At 59.9% G+C, this 20,252-nt stretch carries 17 protein-coding genes; 3 read left to right on the top strand and 14 right to left on the bottom strand.

Annotated elements, in window-relative coordinates:
- Window positions 1-313 precede the first annotated feature (313 nt).
- From VB780_RS29230 to VB780_RS29205, 6 genes are all read right to left on the bottom strand, one after another.
- The gene (locus VB780_RS29230; protein WP_323354717.1) at window positions 314-1,672 is read right to left on the bottom strand and encodes a leucyl aminopeptidase family protein; all 1,359 of its coding nucleotides are present in this window, start codon (window positions 1,670-1,672) and stop codon (window positions 314-316) included.
- A gap of 139 nt (window positions 1,673-1,811) precedes the next feature.
- Window positions 1,812-3,008, bottom strand: a complete 1,197-nt coding sequence (locus VB780_RS29225) for a M20 family metallopeptidase (RefSeq protein ID WP_323354716.1) — start codon at window positions 3,006-3,008, stop codon at window positions 1,812-1,814.
- A gap of 119 nt (window positions 3,009-3,127) precedes the next feature.
- Window positions 3,128-4,384: a FecR domain-containing protein gene (locus tag VB780_RS29220; protein ID WP_323354715.1), complete on the bottom strand. Its 1,257-nt coding sequence runs from the start codon at window positions 4,382-4,384 to the stop codon at window positions 3,128-3,130.
- Between the two features lie 239 nt (window positions 4,385-4,623).
- Window positions 4,624-8,247, bottom strand: a complete 3,624-nt coding sequence (locus VB780_RS29215; RefSeq protein ID WP_323354714.1) for a CAAX protease — start codon at window positions 8,245-8,247, stop codon at window positions 4,624-4,626.
- Window positions 8,240-9,181, bottom strand: a complete 942-nt coding sequence (locus VB780_RS29210) for a PHP domain-containing protein (protein ID WP_323354713.1) — start codon at window positions 9,179-9,181, stop codon at window positions 8,240-8,242. The genes VB780_RS29215 and VB780_RS29210 overlap by 8 nt, the downstream gene beginning before the upstream one ends.
- A gap of 18 nt (window positions 9,182-9,199) precedes the next feature.
- Entirely contained in the window at window positions 9,200-9,709 is a 510-nt protein-coding gene (locus VB780_RS29205) for a hypothetical protein (protein WP_323354712.1), read from the bottom strand.
- A gap of 174 nt (window positions 9,710-9,883) precedes the next feature.
- On the opposite strand from VB780_RS29205, the gene VB780_RS29200 reads away from it, so the two are divergent.
- Window positions 9,884-10,468, top strand: coding sequence for a hypothetical protein (locus tag VB780_RS29200; protein WP_323354711.1), 585 nt, complete (start codon window positions 9,884-9,886; stop codon window positions 10,466-10,468).
- Between the two features lie 96 nt (window positions 10,469-10,564).
- Window positions 10,565-11,014 (top strand): nucleoside-diphosphate kinase, encoded by a 450-nt coding sequence (gene ndk / locus VB780_RS29195; protein ID WP_323354710.1) that lies wholly within the window; start codon window positions 10,565-10,567, stop codon window positions 11,012-11,014.
- Between the two features lie 101 nt (window positions 11,015-11,115).
- On the opposite strand, the gene VB780_RS29190 is transcribed toward ndk, so the two are convergent.
- From VB780_RS29190 to VB780_RS29170, 5 genes are all read right to left on the bottom strand, one after another.
- On the bottom strand, window positions 11,116-11,493 hold the full coding sequence (locus VB780_RS29190) for a type II toxin-antitoxin system VapC family toxin (RefSeq protein ID WP_323354709.1): 378 nt from the start codon (window positions 11,491-11,493) through the stop codon (window positions 11,116-11,118).
- Window positions 11,490-11,717: an AbrB/MazE/SpoVT family DNA-binding domain-containing protein gene (locus tag VB780_RS29185; RefSeq protein WP_323354708.1), complete on the bottom strand. Its 228-nt coding sequence runs from the start codon at window positions 11,715-11,717 to the stop codon at window positions 11,490-11,492. Before VB780_RS29185 ends, VB780_RS29190 begins: the two co-directional genes overlap by 4 nt.
- A gap of 63 nt (window positions 11,718-11,780) precedes the next feature.
- A complete protein-coding gene (gene mtnC / locus VB780_RS29180) occupies window positions 11,781-12,494 on the bottom strand; it encodes an acireductone synthase (RefSeq protein ID WP_323354707.1) in 714 nt (237 codons plus the stop codon).
- A complete protein-coding gene (locus tag VB780_RS29175; protein ID WP_323354706.1) occupies window positions 12,481-13,032 on the bottom strand; it encodes a cupin in 552 nt (183 codons plus the stop codon). Before VB780_RS29175 ends, mtnC begins: the two co-directional genes overlap by 14 nt.
- Window positions 13,033-13,067: 35 nt before the next feature.
- Window positions 13,068-13,694, bottom strand: coding sequence for a methylthioribulose 1-phosphate dehydratase (locus VB780_RS29170; protein WP_323354705.1), 627 nt, complete (start codon window positions 13,692-13,694; stop codon window positions 13,068-13,070).
- A gap of 335 nt (window positions 13,695-14,029) precedes the next feature.
- On the opposite strand from VB780_RS29170, the gene VB780_RS29165 reads away from it, so the two are divergent.
- Window positions 14,030-14,428, top strand: a complete 399-nt coding sequence (locus VB780_RS29165; protein WP_323354704.1) for a response regulator — start codon at window positions 14,030-14,032, stop codon at window positions 14,426-14,428.
- A 106-nt stretch (window positions 14,429-14,534) separates the two neighbouring features.
- Here VB780_RS29165 and VB780_RS29160 read toward each other — a convergent pair whose 3' ends face one another.
- From VB780_RS29160 to VB780_RS29150, 3 genes are all read right to left on the bottom strand, one after another.
- Window positions 14,535-17,495, bottom strand: coding sequence for a hybrid sensor histidine kinase/response regulator (locus tag VB780_RS29160; protein WP_323354703.1), 2,961 nt, complete (start codon window positions 17,493-17,495; stop codon window positions 14,535-14,537).
- A 98-nt stretch (window positions 17,496-17,593) separates the two neighbouring features.
- Complete coding sequence (locus tag VB780_RS29155) at window positions 17,594-19,051, bottom strand: methyl-accepting chemotaxis protein (protein ID WP_323354702.1); 1,458 nt, start codon at window positions 19,049-19,051, stop codon at window positions 17,594-17,596.
- Window positions 19,052-19,135: 84 nt separating this feature from the next.
- A complete protein-coding gene (locus tag VB780_RS29150; RefSeq protein ID WP_323354701.1) occupies window positions 19,136-20,149 on the bottom strand; it encodes a chemotaxis protein CheW in 1,014 nt (337 codons plus the stop codon).
- Window positions 20,150-20,252: the final 103 nt, after the last annotated feature.

Genomic DNA, 20,252 nt, shown 5'->3' with positions numbered 1-20,252 from the left:
AGCTGTCCTCAGTGGCCTCATAAGACTCGACATCAACACCAGATAGACCTAGTAATTCCGTGAGCAGAGGCACCATAACGACTCGGTATAGTATCGACTACATCAGCATACTCATTCCCGTAGAGCCGAAAAATCTAGCTAAACTGTGACAGCGCTAGCCTGAGCCTAGCAGTTCCTGCTTTTTTCTAACGATGCCGACGATACAGTCTTTACGCTGTATTAAGGGCTTTAGAGGCTATGTTAGTCAGCGATCGCAGCGGCCCACTGGTTATAGACCGCAGCGATACTGTCCCACTTCTGCGGTGCTCAAGTGTCAGGCGCAACCCTTGGTCACCTTCTGCCGAATCAACTCAAACGCCGCGCGCATGCCCATGGCCTCACCACCCTCGGGGCGACCCGGCAGGCTTCTCACATTCCAGGCCATCAGGTCGAGATGCACCCAGGGAATCTCAGGCCGGGTGAACTCCTGCAAAAACAGGGCAGCGGTAATCGATCCGCCAAAGGAGCTGTTCGAAACGTTGGAGAGATCTGCCACAGCACTGTCAATCATAGTCCGGTAGGGCTGGTGCAGAGGCAGCTGCCAGAGGGGATCATCGACCCCCAGACCGCAGGCCAGCAGGGTATCGGCCAGTTCGGGGCGGTTGCTAAAGCAGGCGGGGAGCTCAGTGCCCAGGGCCACGCGGGCCGCTCCGGTGAGGGTGGCGAAATCGATCACTAGCTGGGGAGCAGGTTCTTCGCAGACGGCTTCCCAGAGGGCATCGGCCAGTACCAGGCGACCTTCAGCGTCGGTGTTGCCCACTTCCACCGTCAGCCCCCGCCGGGAGGGCACCACATCTAGCGGGTGGAGGGCGTTGCCCGCTATGCTGTTTTCGACCGCTGGGATGAGTACCCGCAGCCGCACAGGCAGTTGCATACCCATGATCATCTCGGCTAGGCCGAGGGCGTTGGCGGCACCGCCCATATCTTTTTTCATTAGCTTCATGCCGGCGGCGGGCTTGATGTCGAGGCCGCCGGTATCAAAGCAGACGCCTTTGCCGACTAGCGTGACCTTTGGATCGTCAGGGTTGCCCCAGGTGATATCGAGCAGTCGTGGAGCCTGGGTATAGGCGCGACCCACGGCATGAATCATCGGGTAGTTGTGGCCGATTAGCTCGTCGCCGACCAGCGTGGTGAGGTTGGCAAGGTGGCGATCGCATAATTCCTGCGCCGCCGCCTGAAGCTGCTCTGGCCCCATATCGCCCGCTGGGGTGGTGATCAGATTGCGCACCAGGGTGGTGGCGGCCACGGTGGTGGTGACGTAAGCGGTGTCGGCCCCTGGGGGGGGCAGAAGTTCAGCTGTCGGGGGGGGCGACTGTCGCTTATAGGGTGTAAAGCTATAGCGGCCCAGGCACCAGCCCAGCCAGAGCTTGGTGTCCATGGGGGCGGGCCACTCGTCGGCGAGGGTATAGGTGTGGGGCGGCAGGGTTTTGGCGAGGTTTCCCAGAGTCCAGGTATCGACCGGGTCGGGTTTGCCAACCAGAACTTTGGCCAGGGTGCCCTCGGTGCCTGGCACCAGGCAAACGGTGCTGGAGTCGGCCTTAAACCCAGTGGCCTGGGCCCAGGCTTGGCTGTCGGCATGGTCTTTGGCGAGGTCGGTCTGATTTACCAGGTAGATGGGAATCGGCGTTGACAACGTTACGTCCTCTAGGGGGCACCCAAGTCAATTAGTCTATCGGAGTTTTGGTTCTGGGGTAAGGCCCAGCCGTTGCGGGGCTAGCCTGAATCTACCCATGAGTCGGGCGATGAACGGTTAGGGACTCTAAACCAGATTTCTAGTTACCCGGAGACCGGGGCGGCAGCTGCCAGTAGCGGTAGCTGGCGTAGGCCATGGTCAGCACTCCGGCGGCGATCGCCGACTCATCTACCTCAAATTTGGGATGGTGCAGTGGGTAGTTGAGGGGGCGATCGCTAAACCCTACCCCCAGGCGAAACATCGTCCCTGGAGCGTGCTCTAAGTACAGCGAAAAGTCTTCGGCCCCCAGGGATGGCTCATGGATAATTTGCAGGTACTCATTGCCCAGGGCTTCGCTGGCGCAGCGGGCGGTGAGTTCGGTCAGGGTGGGGTCATTGAGCACCGAGGGCACCCCCCGGCGATAGTTGATCTCGTACTTGGCTCCGTAGGGCTGGCATACCCCGGCTACGATCCCCTCAATCCACTGGGGCAGGTGGTTGCGGGTGTCAGGGTGGAGCGATCGCACCGTGCCCAGCAGCTTCACCGTATCGGCAATCACGTTGGGGGCGCGCCCGCCCTGGATCTGCCCAATGGTCAGCACAATTGGGTGCAGGGGGTTTTGGGTGCGGCTAATCGCCTGTTGCAGAGTCGTGATCACCTGCGACGCAATCCAGATGGCGTCGATCGCCTCGTGGGGCCGCGCCCCGTGGCCCGACTCGCCCACAATAATAATTTCCAGGTCATCGGCGGCGGCGGTGAGTGCCCCATAGCGAATGCCAATGGTTCGCGCCGGTATCGTGGGGTAGGCGTGCAGCCCTAAAATGGCCGCAACCCCTGCCATCACCCCATCCTCAATCATCCAGCGGGCACCTTGAGCGGTTTCTTCGGCGGGCTGAAACAAAAATCGCGTGGTGCCCGGCAGCGGCAGGCCCAGCTGAGCCAGCACCATGGCCGTGCCCAAGCCCACCGTGGTGTGTACATCGTGGCCGCAAGCGTGCATAATGCCCGACTGATTCGAGACAAAGGGCAGATCCACCCGTTCGGCAATGGGCAGCGCGTCCATATCGGCCCGAATCGCCAAAATTCTAGGGTCATCCTGGCCCGGCAGTTCAGCTACGACCCCGGTTTTGCCCACCAGCTCCTGCACCCGCAGCCCGCAGGAGGAAAGCACCCCTGCTACGTAGGCCGCTGTTTTATACTCCTGCCCACTGAGCTCTGGATGGCTGTGCAGGTGGCGGCGAATCTCAATCAGGCGAGGCGAAATTGCTTCAACAATCGATTTGATCTGGCTCAGCATGGGGTCGCACTGTCGGTAATGGCCACGTTTAGCCTAAAGCAGGCTGGCACTGATGTATAACACCACACCAACTTGCTCAAACAGCGCTTTCCCAATCCAACCCATTGTCTAATCTCAACCTATTTGACGGGTGGGAAAAATGGACCAGGTTGAGCGGGTGGCTCAGCGGGTACCCCTTCGTTGAACGGTGGTGGCTCGGCTTGACCCGGCCCGTCCACGACGGGGGGCTCTGGGGTAACTTCTACAGGCGGTGGAGTGATCACTGGAGGGGGAGAGGACTCAGGCTCCTTGACCGGTGGTATGAAGACTGGGTCGGGGATAGGTGTTGGATCAACTCTCACAATGGGGTCAGACTGGGGGAGACCAGGCAGGCTACCACTGCCACCCGGAGTGGAGATCGGGCCACCAGGTAGCCCAGGTTGAGAGCCTGAGGTCTCGGACGGGGTGATGGCGGTGACTAGAGAATCGCCCGGAGTCAGCGCGTTGTTTAGATTGGCTAGGGGAGATGTCCCGGTCCCAGCAGGAGATAGTAGCCAGGGCTGTTCACCCGCCACCTGGGTATTGCCTTCTACGCCAAAAAAGGCTGGGTTCAGGGTGATGCTTTCGGAGAAGGGATCTTGCTCCGCCAGGGCTTCCAGGGTCTCTGCACGCACGGCCTCTAGGGCTGGCCCCAGGGGAGACTCAGCGTTGGGATTGTCGAGCTCTAGCCCCTCCACCAAGGGGCTGGTTTGGTAGAACGTGGGCAGGTCAAACTCAACCACTTGCACCTGGTTGTTCTGAATCAGGGCCATCTGACCGCCGTAGAGAGCATATTCGGTGGTGCCACAGTCGGCACCGCCTTCGCCACAGGTATTGGCGGTAATCGTCATTGGCCCGGCGGGGTTGTTGGTGAGGGCCATCACCAGGGTCAAGTCGCTTTCTGGCACGTAGCGCACGACCACCGCTGACCCCTGAATGCCCGTAACGGCGCTGGGGGTTTGAATATTGGTGCGACCCTGCCCCGGCGGAATCAGCAGCAGCACGGTGCCGTTGGTGAGGCGAAAATTGCGGGTGTTGGGCACAAATCGAAAGGTCGCCCGCTCCCCGACCCTAGCTAAGGAGCCGTCATTGAAGCGTAGGTCGGCCTGGGAGGAGGCGGCAGTCCGTAGGGCGTCGCCCACGGCGAGAAAATCTGACATTCTGGCCGCGCGAGCCTGCCGCCCCCGAGGAATAAATTCAACTCGATTGCGCAGGGCTTCGACTTCGGCTCGGGTGAGAGTCACACTGGCCTGGGCGGGTAGGCCCACTAGCACTAGCGCCACCAAGGAGGCGAGGCCAGTAACCTGGGTGGCTAAATGTCGGGAGCCCCGACGATAAAACTTGCTGACGTTCAGCATGGCATAACCGCAATAACAGCTTCTTAGGGTCTGAATGCTCTGGGCCAGGCACCAGCGGGCCAAGGCGGAGCAGCTATCGACAACATCAGGGACACGACCAGTTCAGCCAGGGACGACCAGGGACTCTACGTATTTCTACTAGTATTGTGATAACAGATCCGTAAGAAAGTTATAAAGTGCCTGCCTGATATTTTACTCCATCTTCACATACACATTACTTGGTAAGTGCACAAGGTTCTTTACAGAGTGATCGGTGCCAGGGGCTCAATTGTCGGATCGTGGCCACCTACCTGGTTGGTGCGCAAGACCCACAGGCTGGCTCCGTGGCGCAGGCAGAGCTGAGTGATGGTGTCACTGGCTTTGCGCGGCAGCATGGTGCGCCAGCTCAGCAGCCCTCGCCCCACCGTTTGCAGCGGAAAGTCTGACAGGTTGCTGCCCAGGGATTCTCGCTCGTCGGCCCAGTCGGCCCGGGCGCTGCCAAAGGGCAGAAGTTTTTGCTGAAGGTTGCGGCGCAGGTCGAGCAACTGCTGAAACTGCTGGGCCTGGTCGGGGTTGTCGGCTTCCCAGGCCTTGAGGGTGGCCCGGTGGGCGATGACGGCAGCCTCTAAGTGGGCGGCGCTGGCGTACATGGCCTGATTTGAGTCTTGGGCGCAGTTATTGGCGGGGCCGACGTAGGTGACGCCAGTGCCGTCGCCCGTTCGGTAGCGGGCGGTCATCAGCTCTAGCTCGATGCGCAGATCATCGAGGGCCGCCCAGGCGGCGCCGTTGAAGTCGAAGGGCTCGGTATAGGCGGGGAGCTTGACCAAAATGTCAGAGACGGGCCGGGTGCCTAGAAACCCCCACTGGCGATCGCCCATGTACTTCGACCAGTCGAGGGTGCCTGCCACCAGCCCGCGCCGGTTGTGGGTGTAGACCTGGTGGTAGTGGATATCGAACTGACGCTCCTGGGTGAGCGGCTCACGGGCCACGGTGGCAATGCCGTAGGCAAAGTGGCCAAAATAAACCGGGCCTTGGGCGGCGGGCTCGCGGTTTTCGCCGCCGATGCCGCCATAGACATGCACCAGCAGGGCCTGATCGCCCTCTCGCCACTGGGCGATTGCCGCCTGCTCCGAGGCCGCGTTGGGATCGATCAGCACCGATTCGGTGGTGCCTTTTTTCTGTACCAGGTTTCCCCACGATTCGCGGCGCAGGTGCTGCCGCCCCTGGCGGGGGCTGGTGAGGGTGCGATCGGGCCGTAGCTGAAGGAGCTGGCGGGGCCGCAGGGCCTGCACCACAAATTCGCCGTCGTGGGATTGTGCGCCGTGGATATACCAGCCCACGGCATTCAGGGGCGATCGCTCCAGAGCTTGACTGGTGGAGGGCGCAATGCCATCCCCATCGGGCACAACCTGGGGCAGTCGCACGGTTTCTTGGAGCCCGTCAAAAGCTTGGGTGGCGGGGTTGTAGTGGACTACATGGTAGCGATCGCCCCCTTCCTCTGCTGGCTTCAGAAACTGCACCAGGGCATAGTAGAGGCCCGCAATTTGAATTGGCTCGTGGGCAATGGTGATCGCGATGGCCGCTTTGGATAGCGCGTTCCCCATCCCATCCAGACCTTCGATCCGCACCGGGTCAGGCAGCTTGACGATCAGGTCATCGACAGGATGGGCCCCGGCAAGAGATTCGAGGGGGGTGACCAAGCGCCAGTGGTTGAGGCGAGTGGGCAAAATCATGCCGTCCCGGTGCGATGCCTCAGCCTCGGCGCTGAAGTGAATGTCGCGAGTCACGGCCTGAAAGCGTTTTTTGAGCCCCGGATCGCACCGCCAGCGCAGGGCTACCTGTTGACCCAGGCAGTGGCGGTAAGCGGGGGGCGTGTGGAGCAGCTCAAACCAGACGCCATCCAGCGAGAGGCGCTCGTCAGGGGTGGGTAAGATCAGCCGCCCTAGCCAGTCGCCCACGGGGCGGTACTCGGGGGTAGCCAGGGTCTGCCGCACCGGGTAGTAGCTGGGGTGGTTAAAGGGCGCGCTCTGAAACTGGTAGTAGTTGCCGGGGTGGGTCACCTGAATTTTTTGAATATCCAGAAGCTGACGCAGATCCCCCACCAAAATATCGAGGGTGAGGTCAAGGGTTTGCTGAAGGTGGCTGCGACCATCGGGCAAAAAAGCCTGGTCGTCGAGCACGCCGCCAGGCACCTGGTGCCCCACCGGCCCCAGATTCATAAAGCTGATTTTGCCCTTGCGCTTAGCCCGATTCCAATAGCTCAGGGGGGCGATCGCCCAGCGGCGGGGAAACATAATCGGCCCCAGGCGCTCGACCGGGTCGCGGCTGCCCACCAGGTGGTAGAGCTGCTCGGCCTCCAGCACCCGCCCGTTGCCGCTGATCACCCCGGCTAGAGAAATCACCTCGATTGGGGCCCCCAACCCCTGCTTGAGAAAGGGCAAAATGCCCATGGCAATCTGCCCGCCACCGCTATAGCCAATCAAAGTCAGGGGAATGCCGCCGCTGGCGGGGTAGCCGTTTTGCAGCAGGCTTTCGTAGACCTGCTGGGCCACCCCCTGGTTGTAGATCGGGCCAAAGCGCTGATCCGCCGACACTGCCACAATCAAAATATTGCGAATGTTGATGATCATCCCCACCCAGGGGCCGAGGCGCTGGGTCAGAGTTTCGACTCCGCGCCAAAAGAAGGCCAGGGGACGGTTCTCGGTCAGCGATCGGTTGAGCACCGAATAGGGAATCAATCCCTCAACCAGGGCGATGTCGGGGGGAAGCCGCCGGCCCAACTCGTCGAGATAGCGGGCCACGGTGGGCTGGTAGTCGGCGGTGGCCTGGTTGATGCCGTCGAGGTAGACAATATACCGACGCGGCTGAGTAGCGGCGGGCGGCTGGGCCTTGGAGGACTCTGAATTGATCGGGGTCACCCCATCGCCGTACCACCCGGCCCACCAGCCTAGGGCCTCTAGGGGGGCCAGCATGGCAGCGACCACTAGGGCGATCGCCCCCACCCAGACTAAATCAGCGAACCAGCGGGCCGGGCGGCTCTGGCCGTACCACGCCGTCATCAACCCTCTCAGGGGTTCTAAGCTGAGGGCCACCACCAGCGCCAGCAGGCCCAAACCGCCGTATATCCACAGCAGGGTTAGCCGCCGCGATCGCCGCTTCAGAAAGGCTCCCGGCAGGGGTTCAGGGGCTCTCAGCGACGGCGGCGCTAAGGTCAGGCCCCCTGGGGCGATCGCCGTGGATGGCCCCGGCCCCAGGGGGTTGGCCGCAATCAGCGTTTTCAACTGGCCGCGATCGACCACCAGCTGTACCCCGGCTGTCCAGTTGGTCAGCCAGCGACCCAGGTTGACGATGGGCTGCCCCACGGTGGTTTGCTGTACCACCACCAGCCCCAGCCAGCCCAGCAGCACATGCCCCGCCGCCTGCCCCAGGGAAATCTGGCCCAGCACCGCCAGCCCAAACACCACCGTCAGCAGGTTGAGCAGGGCCAGCAGCCGCAGCAGCGGCACGCCCAGGTAGGGCATGGCCCCCAAAAAGCTAAATATCAAAGGCAAATAGCTCAAGGCCAGGCTATCTCTGACCGCCCGCCAGGGGATGGGCTGGTCGAGCAGCCAGCGGCTGACCACCCAAACACTGAGCGCCCAAAACAGATAGCCCGCTACAAACAGCAGCGCCGACAGCACCAGGCTAAGCACATACCGCAGCGGCTTGACCCGATTGATAAACAGCACAATACCCTGGCCCACCGCCTGGGAAAAACCCGCCACGAACACGACCCCCAGGGCAATGCTGTCGGGCATCTGGTGAAACACTCGAAAGGCGTCTGGGTCTAGTCTCAGCACTCCTCCCACCAGCTGCCAGAGGGTGTCAAAGGTGGGGTCAGCCATGGTGACCGTCCGGTTGGCGATGCTCGGCTGGAGAGGCTGCGCCAGCGCCCAGACTTGTCGTCAGGGTCGCCGCCGACCGCTTCAGGGGGGGGAGCAAGTCTAAGGGCAGATGGAGCTGATTTAGCCCGACGGCCTCCCTGGGCGGATGCTCGGCCCTGGGGTTAGGGGTGCGGGCTTTTTCCTCTGGGGGGCCGTGGTAGTCACTGCCGCCGGTCATGACCAGATCGTGGTCATGGCAGTAGGTTTCTAGACGGCGTACGTCGCTGGGGCTGTGGTGGGGGTGATAGACCTCGACCCCCATCAGCCCCGCCTCCACCAGCTGGGGCAGTAGCGCATCGACGGTGGAGCCCTTAAACAGGCAGGGATGCGCCCACACCGGCACCGCCCCACAGTCGCGCAGCAGCTGAATGCCCTCGGCGGCCGAAAATTTGTCGTACTGCACGAAGACGGGGCCACTGTCCCCTAGCCAGCGGGCAAAGGCCTCCCGCTTTGACTCGACGTAGCCCGCTTTCACCAGGGCCGCTGCTAGGTGAGGGCGACCGGGGGCCATATTGCCCGCCATGGGCGGCAGCTCAATGGGGTAGCCCAGCTCCGCCAGCTTTTCGACCATCTGCTGAGCCCGACGGCGGCGGCCTTCAATGCGCTCTACCAGCGGTGGTTCCAGGGATTTGCGATCGGGGTAAAAGCCTAGGATGTGCAGCGATCGCCCGTTTTCTACGGTGCTGAGCTCTACCCCCGGCACCACTTCTAGACTGTCTCCAGCGGCGGCGATCGCCTCATCCCACCCGGCCAGGGTGTCGTGGTCGGTAATCGCCAGCGCCTTTATTCCCGCCGCGATCGCCGCCGCTACGAGGTCGGCGGGGGGGAGAGTGCCATCAGAAAAAGTAGTGTGGCTGTGCAGATCGAGCATTTTAGCGGGGATATTTTCTCCCATTGTGCCGTATTTGACCGCCTACGCCGCCGCCGTTGCCTGGTCAATCGCCTGCTCTACCAGGGTTTTTGCCTTTTCGTCGAGGGCTAGCCAGTCGATCTCACCATCGTCGTCAAGCAAAGCCGGATCCACAGATGCTGGCTGCGGAGGCTGGTAGTCGCTAAAGCACACGTCAAAGCACAGCTCCCAAACGTCCAGAGTGACTGTGCGAGGCTCCTCGGTTGTGGCTTCGCCAGCTCCCTTGGTCAGCCGCAGCTCGTAGCCAGGGGAGGGCGCGGGCAGCTGCCTGAGCTGTTGGCGAATAGCTTTGTCTTCCTCTGGGGATGCCTCCGAGAGCTGGGCGGCTAGGTCGCGCACCTGCTGGCGCTGTTCAGGGGTAGCACTGCCTGGCCACCGCACCTGCTCTAGATAGTCGGCGCGCCAGTCGAGGGTTTCGGTGTGTTTGCGAATGTTGTCAATTACGCGAATGAGGCAGGGCTGCATCAGCTCAGCCGCTTGGGCTTCATCGGTGGGAGAGGCAAAGGTCAGCATGGCGAAACCTAGGTCAGCATCGGTGCATCGATCTGGGTTGGCCAAGGAGCGCAATGCTGCCAGCGCAACCGCGTGACAGCATTTTAGCTGACCCCTGCACCCCCCAAATTTGTCTGCCCCTGCTTCAATAGAAGGCGAGAGGGCGGCTCAGCCCGCCGACACCCCCGAGGATCTATGCCCCTGCGGCCTTTCCATAGCCCCGGTGCCGGGCTCGAATATCGCCTGCTGATGGCTCTGATCATGGCCGGTGCTGCCCTGGCTACAGTGCTGCTGATTCAGCTGTTGCTGCCCTGGCTAGTGGTTGGCGGGTTAATTGCGGGTGCCCTGTGGCTTTGGCGACGGCAACGAACCCGCGATCGCGCCCTGCACCAGGTGTTTTACGCTCAGGTCGCCGCCCATCGGGGGCGCATCAGCGTGCTCGACTTTGCGATCGCCGCCCAGATCACCGGCAGCGAGGCCCGCCGCTTTCTCGACCAGCGCGCCCAGGATTTCTGGGGTGACTTTGAACCCACCGCCGCCGGGGATGTGCTCTACACGTTCCGATCCCCCAGTACCCTGACTGCCGAAGCTGCAACGCTCCAGGTGCTCTCGCTCACCGCCGCCGATTTGGCCCAAAGGCTGGGCTGCACCGAAGCTGAACTGACCCAGCCAGCGGTAGCGTTCAATCTGCTGGCCTGGAGCCGCGATCGCGACCCCGACGGCTGCGGCTGGCGGTACGATGCCGGGGGCGATCGCTACTGGCCCGTCCCAAAACCATAAAACTTTGACTAAATCCTTTACAAAATGGCCACCGTTTCTGAGCATGGTAAAGGTCTTTCACCACATCTCTGCACCACGCACTAGGAATAGGTATCTATGGAACGCACTTTTTTAATGATCAAGCCCGACGGCGTTCAGCGCGGTCTGATCAGCAACATCATTGGCCGGTTTGAAACCAAGGGCTTCACCCTGGTGGGCCTGAAGTTCATGGCTGTCTCCCGCGAGCTGGCCGAAAAGCACTACGACGTGCACCGCGAGCGCCCCTTCTTCGCTGGCCTGGTAGACTTCATCACCTCTGGCCCCGTGGTCGCCATGGTGTGGGAAGGCGAAGGCGTGATCGCCTCAGCCCGCAAAATCATCGGTGCGACCAAGCCCCTAGAAGCTGAACCCGGCACCATTCGCGGCGATTTGGGCGTCACTGTGGGCCGCAACATCATCCACGGCTCCGACGCGCCCGAAACCGCCCAGGCCGAAATCGCCCTGTGGTTCACCGAATCTGAACTGGTGAGCTGGGAACCCGCTGCCAAGGGCTGGCTCTACGAGTAGGCCCCAACCCTAGAAACCAGGTTTCTAGGCCCAGATCAAGGGCTAAGGGAAACAATCCCGCCAGAAACCTGGTTTCTTCGCACCTATCCTCGCTATCTTCTTCAACCCTTCGCCAAATAACGAACATTTCGCAAGCCCTCAAAATCGTTATCCTGCGTCCATACTGTGGCCTCAAACTTGTAGGCCGTTGCAAGAATAATGCTGTCTGCCATAGGCAACTTACTTTCGATAGAAAGCCTGGCAGCATCAAGAGCCAATTCACAATCTAAATCAACAACCTGCCCTTGCAGCATGGCCCCAATGGCCTGCATAGCTTCGTCTTCACTGCGCCGAAGCAAGATGTGCTTGAAGACCTCGTAAAGGCTAATAGCAGGAACGATCAAGCCGCTGAAATCTTCAATTGCAGGCGCAAAAAAGCCTGAACTAGGTTCATCGGCAAAATAGGCAAGCCAACCAGAGGAATCCACCACATTGCTCATAGTCGGTCGGCATCTCTAGCTAAGTCGGTATCCATGCCTTTGAGAAAGCCCTTAAGCACTTGCACTGGGCGAATGGGAATTAGCTCTATACGGTCTTGATACCGTATGACCTGAAAGCACTGCCCCTCGGAGAGGCCCAATGACTTGCCGACCGCACTCGGAATTGTGAGCTGTAGGTCAGCCGATACAGTGACAGCAACGCCAGGGAAAGACTCTTGGTTCATAATCCTATCCTAAACCCACCCACCATCTACCCGCCTATTTGGGAAATGGAAATAGCGATTGATTCAAGCCTCGCTAAACGTGATGGGCAATTCCCCAAAGTGCTTAATTGACGGCAGATCTGGGGGAAAATCGGCGGTGCCGGGGCGCTGTACCGCACGCACCTGCCAGCCCGCCTGCTGAGCTGCCTCCAGCTCGCCTAGATGGTCAGACAGAAACAGCAGTTTTTCTGGAGAGATTCCTAGCGTATTGGCAATTTTTTCGTAGGAAGTTGCATCCACTTTGGCTCCGGTGGTGGTGTCGAAATATCCTTGAAAGCAAGGGGTGAGGTCGCCCACGATGGTGTGGGCAAACAGCAGTTTCTGCGCTGCGATCGAGCCTGACGAATAGATGTAGAGCGGCACCCCACGCCGATGCCATTCCTGAATGTGGGCGGCGGCATCGTCGTAGATGTGGCTATAGTAGGCCTTGGTGCGGTAGCCCTCATCCCAAATCATGCCCTGCACGGCTTTGAGGGGAGTGACCTTTTGGTCGGCCTTAGCCCAGGCTAGCAGTTGGGCGATGCAGTCCTCTACAGACATGTCGGCATCGCCAACCTCTATCCTCACCTGGGCCAAAATCGTCTGCCCCTCGGCGGTGGAGGCCAACTCGGCCATAAAGGCCTCCAGCCGCTGCTCTGCGTAGGGAAACAGGGTGTTTTTGACAAAGGCGATATCAGTGGTGGTGCCCTCAATATCGAGCACGATCGCCCCTAGGGGAAGCCCTTCAAGCAAAAGCATGGTATTCAGGAAATCCTTTAGCAATAGGGCTGCCGGTAAAGTGGGCCACCCAGCCCTCAGGGTTGCAAAACAGGCGAATGGCGGCAAACTGGGGCGCATCGCCCATGTCGAACCAGTGGGGGGTGTTGGCGGGTACGCCAATCAGGTCGCCAGCGGTGCAGAGGGTGGCGTAGATTTTGTCGTCTAGGTGCAGGTAAAACACCGCTTGCCCCTCCACAAAAAAGCGCACCTCGTCTTCTTTATGAATGTGCTCATCCAAAAACTTTTGGCGCAGCTCGGTCTTTTGGGGATGCTCTGGGTGCATGCGAATCACGTCGGCGGTGACGTAGCCGCCCTCGGCCTTAATGCGATCGATGTCTTTGGCGTAGGCGGTCAGAATAGCTTCAGGGTCGGCGGCAGGGGGTAGCGGTGCCTGGGTCTGCCACTGCTCAAAGCGGACGCCAGCACTGGCCAGGGCTGATGCGATCGCATCCGCATCCCGGTACTCATCCAGCAGCGTCGCACCATCCTGGTCGCTAAAAATACGGAGTAGGGTCATTGAGGGTCGTCCTTGAATTAATAGGTTCTGTGGAGCTAAGCAAATGTTCGGTCGAGCAGTATGGCCTGCAGGGCGCAGCTCACCAGCACCTCCAGCGCCTCGGTGGCCATACGCGCCTGGGGTACCGTGGCTCCCCAGCTGTACAGCCCGTGGCCCGCAATGATGTAGCCTGGGGCAGGCACTGCCTGGAGCCGGGTCAGCACCGTCTCGCTCAGGGCTACCATATCCTGGCTGTTGTCCACGATGGGGATGGCGACTTCTCCATCATGGGTGGTGATTCCCGGAAATGCCTTGAGCAATTCATAGTTTGTTAACAGCAGGGTGGTTTGCCCCTGGCTCAGCAGCCAGCGAGAGAGGCTAACGCAATTGATCGAGTGCGTGTGCAGCACCGCCCCGACCTCGGGGTAGGCCTGGTAAAGGCTGGTGTGCAGCAGTGTCTCGGCTGACGATCGCTGCCCAGAACCCAGGGGCTCTCCCGCCAGGGTGACCACCATAATGTCGTTGGGTATGAGCTGGCCCTTATCGCGCCCTGAGACCGTAATGGCGACCGAGCCATCGGCCAGCCGGGCCGAGTAGTTGCCGCTGGTGGCCGGTGCCCAGCCCTGGCTAGCCAAAAAGCGGCCTGCGTTTACCAACGATTGCGCGATCGCCTCAAACTCCATCCTGCCCGCCCGTCCTCACCGATAATTAGGACTCATTACTCTAACACCAATGCCTCAATCACCGATGTCGCCAGCCGTTATCTGGGGAGGGTTACCCCAACAGTGTCTAGCCGACTGGACAGCACGGTGGTTGTTTAGGTCAGGTTCCCTAAGCCAAATTGGGAAAAGCACCCCTTAACGGCCCTTACAACCGAAATTTTGCCGGTATTTCGGTCTAAAAGCAGTGATGTTTGGATTAATTTCAAACCATTACGTGTAAGTACGTTATGAAAAGACCCAATTTTTGGGCATAACTATAACAAGCGCTCACCTTGACCCCGAGAGGTTCTCTGCATATGTCCACCTGCGTCTCCACTAAGCAAACCGTCCTATCGGTGGATGACAGCTTGATTAGCCAGCAAATGATCAAACGCGCTTTGGATAACAGCTACCGAGTGCTGCTGGCCGACAATGCGGTGGATGCGCTGTCTGTAATTTATCAAGAGGCGATCGAAGCGCTGCTGCTCGACATCTCCATGCCCGGCATCGATGGGTTTGAGCTCTGCCGCACCGTGCGCAGTCTACCCCGCTTCAAGAACCTACCCATTGTCATGGTGACCTCCCGCGACACCGAGGCCGACCGGCAAGAAGCCCGCATGGCTGGGGCTTCAGGCTATTTGACTAAGCCCTGCCAGCCCGAGCGGCTCAAGGCGGTGATGGGCAGGCTGCTGCCCAATGCCTCAGACGAGAATTAAGCTCAAGGGTCTATTGCTAAAAACGTTTGAACGTGCAGATGTTCAAACGTTTTTGGGTCTTTGGTCGTCCAACCAGTGCACCTGTGGCTATCCGTTCAAAAGCAGGTTAAATCAGGCGATTGAGGGTTTCAAACAGCAGGTCTTGGGTAAAACTGCCCTTCGTGATGTAGGCGTTGGCTCCGGCCTCGGCCCCTCGACGGCGATCGTCTTCGCTGGCTAGGGTGGTCACTAGCACCACGGGCAGTTCGCTATACTCCCGCTGCTGCCGAATGCGCTGGGTGAGGCCCAGTCCGTCCAGATTTGGCATTTGCACGTCGGAGACGACGGCATCAAAGGGGCGCGATCGCAGTTTGTTAAACCCGTCTAGGCCATCCACTGCCGTGACGACTTCGTAGCCCGCCGATTCTAGAATGCGTTTCTCCTGGGTGCGGGTGGCGATCGAGTCTTCGACCAGCAGAATGCATCGGGGCCGCGCCTCGTCCTGGGCCTCGGCAGCGTCCAGATTGACCGCCGGTAGCGATGGGGATCTGCCGCGATCGCGCACTGCCGCGATCAAATCCTGGGGGTTGAGCACCATACAGACATCTCCTGTGCCCAAAATGGTCGCCCCGGCAATGTACCGCACCCGCTTGAGCAACTGGCTTTGGGGTTTGAGCACCACCTCCTGCTCATCTAACAGCGCCTCGATAAAAACCCCTAGGCGGTCTGGGCCAGACTGCAAAATCATGCAGGCAAGCCGCCGTTGGGGCGGTTCGCCGCCGTCGGATTGTTGCGATCGCCCCCGCTGCTTAGGCTCGGCCCTGGGCAAATTGAGCAGGTCAGATAGCCAGACCACCGAAACGGGGCGATCGTCCCGCAGGATTGTGTCGTGGCCTTCCAGGGTAAAGATCTCGCTAGCCTGCACCAGGCAGGCGGTCTCCACATACTCCGCAGGCAGCGCAAAGGTTTGCCCCCCCGCCGCCACCAGCAGTACATGGGCGGTGGCCAGGGTAGTGCCCAGCTGAATGCGCAGGGTACAGCCCTCGCCGGGCGTAGACTGAATGTCAATACTGCCCTTGAGCCGCTCCACATTCGTGCGCAGCACGTCTAGGCCGACCCCCCGACCCGAAATCTCGGTCACCAGCGTGCGGCTGGAAAACCCCTGACTGAGAATCAGCCCTTGAATTTGCGCCGGGGTCAGCAGTTCTAACTCCTCGGGACGATACAGTCCCCGGCGGACAGCCGCCTGCTTAATCGACTCCACATTGAGGCCCCGGCCGTCGTCGCTGACTTCGATGCTAATGCGGGTCGAGGTGCGATAGCCGCGCAGGGTAATAGTCGCCACCTCAGGCTTGCCCTGCCGCAGGCGTTCGGCGGGAGACTCAATGCCATGGTCAATGGCATTGTGAATCATGTGCAGCAGCGGGTCTTTCATCTCTTCGAGAATGCGCTTGTCGACGCGGGTGTCGCCCCCTTCGATCAGCAACTGCACCTGTTTGCCTTCCTGGCGAGCCAGGTCGCGCACCAGGCGGGGAAACAGGTTAAAGAGGGTAGACAGCGGTAGCAGGCGTAGGGTGCGAATGCCTTCCTCTAGGCCATCGGTAATGGTTTCTAGGCGGGCGGTGTCGGCGTGGAGAGCACTGCTGAGCTGCTGAACCAGGGTGCCCAACTGCTCTAGGTGTTGCTCAGTACGATTTTGAAAGCTGTCGAGCTGCTGCCAAACGGGCTTACCCTGCTGGGCGTCGTGGAGCAAAAAGCGGTTCATCAAGAAATCGCGGCTCCACTCCTCCCACAGGTTGGTAATGGCGTCGATTTCGGCCAGGCGGTGGGCGACGCGAATTTTGGTGACGGTCAGCTCGCCGCTCTGGGTCATCAGCGCGTCGAGGCTCTGGGTGGGGACGCGGATGGTCTCGATGCGGTAGTCAGCGGATTGGGTGAGGTCGGGGTCGGGAGGGGAGGGAGAGGGGTGAGGGGGTGAAGGAGTGGGGAGAACAGGTTCTGGGGGTGGCTCTGGGCAGAGATCCGGTGAATTCTGGGATTTAGGTGGGGCGGTGGCGATCGCGGTGGCAGCGGGGGTTGGGGGTTGGGGGCTGAGGGGGGCACCCATGAGTTCGGCCAGAACGTAGAACAGGTTAACCCCCGTGGGTTCGCCGGTAGTGGCTTCATGCACCAGCTGTTTCATGGCGGTGAGGCCGTGGGCGAGGCGATCGCACAAATCCGCCGACAGCACCGCTTCGCCGCGCTTCAGGTCGCCGAGAATCTGCTCAAGGTGGTGGGCGATTTTGCCGAGGTCAGTGACCCCCAGCATATTGCCATCCCCCTTCAGGGAGTGGGCTTCGCGCATGAGCCCATCGAGCAGGGCCAGGTCATCGGGATGGTTCTCCAGCTTCAGCAGCCCGTCATCGAGGGCTTGCAGGCGCTCTGCGCTGGCGGTTTTAAAGATATCGCGCAGTTCGCTGTCGGTGATGTAGCGATCGCTCAAACCAGTTCCCTCAGCAGGCAGGGGCGCTACCAATTCTGTGCCCTGACTGCCGTTCAAAGGCTCGTCTATTTCCAAAAATGCCGGTGCGAAGACTGCGTCAGCCTCAAAATCTGCCCCTGCGATCGCCGGGGCGAAAATAGCGTCGTCTACCTCTACCACCGGGTCCGAAACCGGAGCTGAAGCAGTAGTCTCCGCTCCCATGAGCTTGGCCAACACATAAAACACCTGCACCGTGGTAGGTTCGCCAGTTACCGCTACCTGGACAATCTGGCGCATGGCGGCGATGCCGTGGGCGAGCCGGTCAAACAGATCGGCACAAGGGAATTGTTCCCGGCGCGAGATGGCCCCGAAGATGTGCTCGATCTGATGGGCAACCTTCCCCAAATCGGTGACCCCCAGCATGTTGCCGTCGCCCTTGAGGGAGTGAGCTTCTCGCATCAGGTTGGCGAGGGTGTCTAGATCGTCGGGGTGTTGTTCGAGGTGGAGCAGTCCGTCGTCGAGGGCTTGCAGGTGCTCCTCGCTGGCGGCCTTGAAAATATCGCGGAGTTCGGCGTCGTCAATCATCATGGTGGCGTCATGGTGGGTGGCTGCCCTCCGGTGGGGCACGGGGCGCGAGGGTGGCGTAGAATCCCCAGGGGCATTCTGTTCGGGCGAAATTGCCGCTGCCGCTGCGATCGGGAGGTGGCAGTTGGTTAAAGAACCGGTTAAATGGCCACTTTGAGCTGTAGGGCACTCTCGTTGAGCTGGTGGGTACCCACTTTAATTTGCGTAATGCCGTTGGCATTTTCTTGGGCGCTGTTGTTGAGGCTGTTCATGGCGCTGACCACCTGCTGAATGGCGACTGCCTGCTGCTTCACGTTGAGGGAAATTTGCTGACTATTGAGCACCACATTGTTGACGGCATCGGCGACCCCGGAAAAGGCGTCGGCGGTTTCCTCCGCAATTCTGACTCCTTCTTCTACGGTTTTGGTGCCCTCGTCGGTAACCATCACCGTGGCGTTGATGGCAGTCTGAATGTCGGCTACCAGGGCGTTGATTTTCTCGGCTGATTTTTTGCTTTGATCGGCCAGCTTGCGAATTTCGCCCGAGACGACGGCAAATCCCTTGCCGTGTTCACCAGCGCGCACGGCTTCGACGGCGGCGTTGAGGGCCAGCATATTGGTCTGGTTGGCCAAATCGCTGACCAGGCCAGAAATGCCGCCAATCTGGCTAGTTTGTTCGCTGAGGCGTAGGATCTGGTCGGCGATCGCATCCACTTTTTCTCTCAGGTCGGTCATGCCGTCGAGGCTGCGTTCAACGGCGCGGGTGCCGCCTTCAGACAGGGTCAGAGCCTGTTGGGCACCAGCAGCAGCGGCTTCGGCCTGCTCTGCCGACTGCCGTGACGAAGCCCCCAGTTCATCCATCGTGGTGCTGGTTTCGCTCACCGAAGCGGCCTGCTGGCTGCTGTTGCGCTCCTGCTGCTCAACGCTGGCGGCAATCTCGCTGGCTGAGGTAACAATGTCTCCCGCCGCCCGATCCATAATGCGTGAGGCTTTGCTCACCACCAAGCTGCCAATCAGGGCAGACAGCAGTAGTGAGAGGGTGGCCGCTATCAGCAGCGTCACTTGTAGTCGCCGTATGGCAGCCGCCTGTTTGACTTCATCGCGCGCGACGATCTCCCCCTCCAGGTCTTCCATAGCGGTTAATAAACTGGCAATCTCGCTGTTTAAGGCGCGCCCGTTGCTCTCTCGCCAGACCTGTACCCCCTCGGCGGCTTGATTTTGGTTGACCAGATTGATCATGTCCTGGTGGGCATCAATGAACTGATCGATGAGCGCAGTAATCTGAGTCAGATTTTGCTGCTGCTCTGGATTTGTGATTTGAGCATTTAGCTCATCAACCACCGCCATGTAATCGGTTTTGGCTTTATTAAAGTCTAGTAGTGAAGTCGGGTTTCTCTGGAGTAAATAGCCTCGGGTAGCACGGGCCATAACTTGAACAGTCAGGTTGACGTGATCAACTCTTTCATGAATTTCCCAGGCTCGTTTGAGCTCGTCAGAAGTCTTGACGAGCTGGCGTGCGTTAACCATCGTGATGCCCGCAGAGGCGATCAGGGCGAGCACGGGCACGGTGTAGCCCAATATAATCCAGTGGCGTAGCTTCCAGTGCTTTTGCCTGTTCAAGGCATCTCTCTCTAAAGTGCGGACAGGTGAGCGGCCAAAGAGAGGCAATTTAGAGCTTAAATCTAAGGAGTTTTTCACAATTAATTAATCTAATTGGTTGACAACGAGATCGCCCTGGGTCAGCAGTTTTGGTAGGTCTAAGAGGGTCAGCATAGAATTGCCCTGCTGGGCGAAGCCTCTCAGGTAAGGATTGTCGCTTGAGTAGACGGCGGTTGGCGTTGCCGCTATCTCTGCAGCCTGTAGATAAATGACATCGAAGACATCGTCAATTACAACCCCTGCCACTAAAGCACCGAGCCGCATAACCACGGCTTTTTTAGGTTTTAGAGGGCCAGCTGGCTGTAGATTTAGAAAGTGACGCACGTCTACTAGGGTTAAAATTTCACCACGCAGATTTATATTTCCCACAATGTGCACCGGGCAGCAGGGAATGGGAGTAATTTGAGGTACTTCAGTAAATTCGTGCACAGTCTCTAACCCCAGGGCAAAGCGCTCGCCCTCTAGACCAACGACGGCCAAGGCCGCCAGGTCTGAGGTGCTTTCGTCGGCAATGACCTGGGTTAATCCAGCCGCCCGAGCCTGTAGCACTTGCCGATCGGCAAGGCCAAACTGCGCCATAAATGGGTTGCTCTGGTCGGCTAGAACTGGGGAAGACGCGGCTAAACTGGGCGAGCCCTGGCCCAAGGCTGCTGGATCTATCAAGGTGAGAATGGTGTCTCCCCAGCGAGCGAACCCGGTCGTTAGAGGCTGCTCGGCCTGGCCAAAGTAGGGAGTCTCGAGGGTTGGGGTGATGCTGCTCGGAGCGATCGCCTCTACGTTTTGAATCTGGTCTACTACTAAGCCGACCTGTTGCTCGCCGCACTGCACCACAATGACGGCCTGGCTGGGGGTGTTAGGCTGCCGGGTATAGCCCAGGCACACCCTGAGATTGATGACCGGCAGCAGTTGACCCCGCAGGTTGAGCAATCCGGCGACCTCCGGCCCGGATTCTGGCACCGAGGTGAGGGCGGGCAGCAGAAACATTTCCTGCACGGTCTCAGCGGCTAGCCCATAGTGGGCATCGTCTAGCGTGAACAAAAGATAGGATATCGGGGTCATCGCGGGTAATCCCCGAGGGGAAATCAGCACGGCAGAGCGCAGATTACGCCATTCAGTCCAAGTCTGAATAGGGAGAAATCATTGCGTTCGGCTTAGCATTCCC

This window comes from Leptolyngbya sp. CCNP1308 (assembly GCF_034932455.1).
Classification (GTDB): domain Bacteria; phylum Cyanobacteriota; class Cyanobacteriia; order Phormidesmidales; family Phormidesmidaceae; genus Nodosilinea.
This window is presented reverse-complemented; position numbering and strand designations above follow the sequence as displayed.

Excerpts from the sequence above, each read along its gene's own strand:
- VB780_RS29225 (WP_323354716.1), bottom strand. The coding sequence starts at position 3,008 with ATGCTGAGCCAGATCAAATCGATTGTTGAAGCAATTTCGCCTCGCCTG.
- VB780_RS29220 (WP_323354715.1), bottom strand. The coding sequence starts at position 4,384 with ATGCTGAACGTCAGCAAGTTTTATCGTCGGGGCTCCCGACATTTAGCC.
- VB780_RS29215 (WP_323354714.1), bottom strand. The coding sequence starts at position 8,247 with ATGGCTGACCCCACCTTTGACACCCTCTGGCAGCTGGTGGGAGGAGTG.
- VB780_RS29210 (WP_323354713.1), bottom strand. The coding sequence starts at position 9,181 with ATGGGAGAAAATATCCCCGCTAAAATGCTCGATCTGCACAGCCACACT.
- VB780_RS29205 (WP_323354712.1), bottom strand. The coding sequence starts at position 9,709 with ATGCTGACCTTTGCCTCTCCCACCGATGAAGCCCAAGCGGCTGAGCTG.
- VB780_RS29200 (WP_323354711.1), top strand. The coding sequence starts at position 9,884 with ATGCCCCTGCGGCCTTTCCATAGCCCCGGTGCCGGGCTCGAATATCGC.
- ndk (WP_323354710.1), top strand. The coding sequence starts at position 10,565 with ATGGAACGCACTTTTTTAATGATCAAGCCCGACGGCGTTCAGCGCGGT.
- VB780_RS29190 (WP_323354709.1), bottom strand. The coding sequence starts at position 11,493 with ATGAGCAATGTGGTGGATTCCTCTGGTTGGCTTGCCTATTTTGCCGAT.
- VB780_RS29185 (WP_323354708.1), bottom strand. The coding sequence starts at position 11,717 with ATGAACCAAGAGTCTTTCCCTGGCGTTGCTGTCACTGTATCGGCTGAC.
- mtnC (WP_323354707.1), bottom strand. The coding sequence starts at position 12,494 with ATGCTTTTGCTTGAAGGGCTTCCCCTAGGGGCGATCGTGCTCGATATT.
- VB780_RS29175 (WP_323354706.1), bottom strand. The coding sequence starts at position 13,032 with ATGACCCTACTCCGTATTTTTAGCGACCAGGATGGTGCGACGCTGCTG.
- VB780_RS29170 (WP_323354705.1), bottom strand. The coding sequence starts at position 13,694 with ATGGAGTTTGAGGCGATCGCGCAATCGTTGGTAAACGCAGGCCGCTTT.
- VB780_RS29165 (WP_323354704.1), top strand. The coding sequence starts at position 14,030 with ATGTCCACCTGCGTCTCCACTAAGCAAACCGTCCTATCGGTGGATGAC.
- VB780_RS29150 (WP_323354701.1), bottom strand. The coding sequence starts at position 20,149 with ATGACCCCGATATCCTATCTTTTGTTCACGCTAGACGATGCCCACTAT.